Raw genomic sequence first — 2,632 nt, forward strand, 5'->3', positions numbered from 1 at the left:
CACCACCTTCCAGCAGCACATGCCCCCGTGCGTGTAAGGCAATCAAAATCAATCTAACTGCTTCTTTTTGACCAACGACAACTTGATTGACGACATTTTCTAACGCCAGCGCTTGTTCTCTCGCTGTCTGTAAAAGCTGAGATTCAGCCATTTTCTCTCCCCTTATTGGTTTTTTTATTTCATCACTCTAGCCAGTCCATTGACATAAAATCATATGTATCAACAAATAATCTTATGACGCTATCATTTCAGACCGCTTTATGAGTTTGCAATCCACACTGACCTACCGGATGAATAGTGCTCAGTTGATGAATCATATTAGAACTTTATCCTAATCTGCGTTCAGCCGAAATATGCCCAGTGTCATCGGGCAAATTTCCCGACACAATAAACAGCGCTTTGCAGATGTCTGGATTACTCCTAGACTAGCTTCATGTTTGTATCAGTGAAAAACGGATGAATCTACAACTCCAACTCTTCGTGCGAATTTTGATTATTGCGGTGATCTGCATCGTCGGCAGTGCATGGTATGTGTTGTATCAAACCAATCAACAAGCACTCAATGAAGCAGAGGCGACGGCGAGCAGGATTGAGCATCAAATCCGACAACAATTGCTACAAATGTTCCAACGTTATGACTTTACACAATCTTTTCCGGATATTGGGCTATGGAACAAAATTGATAGTGTTCCCGGTTCATGCACGCAATTTTTATCCCGCACACAAAGTCGGCAACGCAGTTTATGTAACGCCACTCAGGCATCAAATAAGGATTACCCGATTTGGTTCGGACATTTTTATACACAATTTTTTAACCCAGGCGTGGAAGTAAAACGGTCAGTCAATTTCAATGCAATAAAGTACGGGACGATACTGGTGACATTGAATGTCGATATTGAAACAGCACGCGCCTGGCATAACTTACAAGCTGCTCTTGGCGTACTTGTAGTCACCATCATGGCTCTATGTTGCCTGGTTTTTATCACCATTAATCGCATGCTAAAACCCGCGAAAGATATTGTCGCTGGCCTCGAAAAAATGCGAGCCGGAGACTTAGCAATACGTCTACCGGACTTTGACATCGCTGAATGGAAACGTACCAGTCATGCCATCAATGCCTTAGTCAGTACCCAACAAAATATCATGGCGGAAAACAAACAACTCTCGATCAAGATTATGAATACCCAGGAAGAAGAGCATCGCTACATTTCCAGAGAGTTACATGATGAGTTTGGTCAATGCCTGGCCGGTATCAATGCCGTCACCACATCGGCATCACAGTCGGCTAAAAATACTTGTCCGGAAATAGTGGAGGAGCTAAATTCCATTCGTCACATTACCGGGCATATGATGAGTGCGCTTCGCGATCTGTTGACGCGATTACGCCCCGCAGAGCTAGATGAACTCGGACTGGAAACTAGCTTGAAACAGTTGATAAAAAGCTGGAATCAACGCAGCTCAGGCAAAACGCATTACAGCTTATCTCTTGTCGGTAATATGGATGAACTCGCCGAGACCTTGGCGGTACATACCTACCGAATAGTGCAGGAATGTCTGACAAATATCGCGAAACATGCCAGTGCAGAGCACGCTGAGGTCAATATCAATATTCAGGAAGAGAACGCCCTATCACTCATCATAAAAGATGATGGTGTGGCTGATTTGAGTGCTTTTTCTAGCAGTAATGGCTTGGGACTACTCGGCATTCATGAACGGGTTGCAGCACTGGGTGGTGATCTCAGTCTGGACACACAAATTAATGGCGGACTGGTGGTAACCATCATTCTGCCGATGACTCAAAAAGCGGAAGCCTGACGATGAATAACTCTATACGAATCATGTTAGTGGATGACCATGCGATTGTCAGGGAAGGTTACCGGGCTTTATTGCAAAAACAAGTGAACTTTGAAGTTATTGCCGAAGCCTGTGATGGTGCAGAGGCATACACTCTCTATAAATCACATAAGCCAGATGTGGTGGTGATGGATATATCCCTTCCGGGCCAAAGTGGTCTAAAAGCCATTGAACGTATTCGCCAATTTGATAATCAGGCGAAAGTGCTTGTGTTTAGTATGCATCAAAATCCGAGTTTTGCGATTCAAGCCACACGAGCGGGAGCACTTGGCTACATTACTAAAAGCAGTGATCCTGAAGTACTGATTAGAGCGATCGCCCAGATAAGTGAGAACAAACATACCTTAAGCGCTGATATTGCACAGGCGCTGGCGATGGAGAAACTGGGCCAAGAACAGTCTGCCATTGATGAGTTGACGGTTAGAGAGTTTGAGATTTTACGCCTGTTGTTAGAAGCCAAATCGAGTCAAGACATTGCCGAACTGTTGAATATCAGTCCCAAAACCGTGGCTAATTCCCATTACATTATCAAAAAGAAACTCGGCGTGAATAGCGATATTGAGTTAACTCGATTGGCCATTAAAATGAACCTCGTCAACCTCTTGGATTTGGTTGACGAGGCCAAGTAATCAAGAACGACGTTTAGCGTTTCCGCACTAGCGTGTGTATTGATAAATAAAGGGCTCACTGCCATCAATGTAATACAGGCATTGAAAACTATCTTCTTTGATATTGATCATGTCGCAGACAAGTGTTTCTTTCTGACCATCCTGTTGCC

Annotated in this window: 2 protein-coding genes; both read left to right on the forward strand. The window is 44.0% G+C overall.

Going from position 1 to position 2,632, the window contains the following annotated elements; translation table 11 throughout:
* Positions 1 to 456 precede the first annotated feature (456 nt).
* Complete coding sequence (locus B4K20_RS07990; RefSeq protein WP_289282508.1) at positions 457 to 1,815, forward strand: sensor histidine kinase; 1,359 nt, start codon at positions 457 to 459, stop codon at positions 1,813 to 1,815.
* A 2-nt stretch (positions 1,816 to 1,817) separates the two neighbouring features.
* Positions 1,818 to 2,483 (forward strand): response regulator, encoded by a 666-nt coding sequence (locus tag B4K20_RS07995; RefSeq protein ID WP_289282509.1) that lies wholly within the window; start codon positions 1,818 to 1,820, stop codon positions 2,481 to 2,483.
* Positions 2,484 to 2,632: the final 149 nt, after the last annotated feature.

This window comes from Methylophaga sp. UBA5088, from assembly GCF_002414625.1.
Classification (GTDB): Bacteria; Pseudomonadota; Gammaproteobacteria; order Nitrosococcales; family Methylophagaceae; genus Methylophaga; species Methylophaga marina.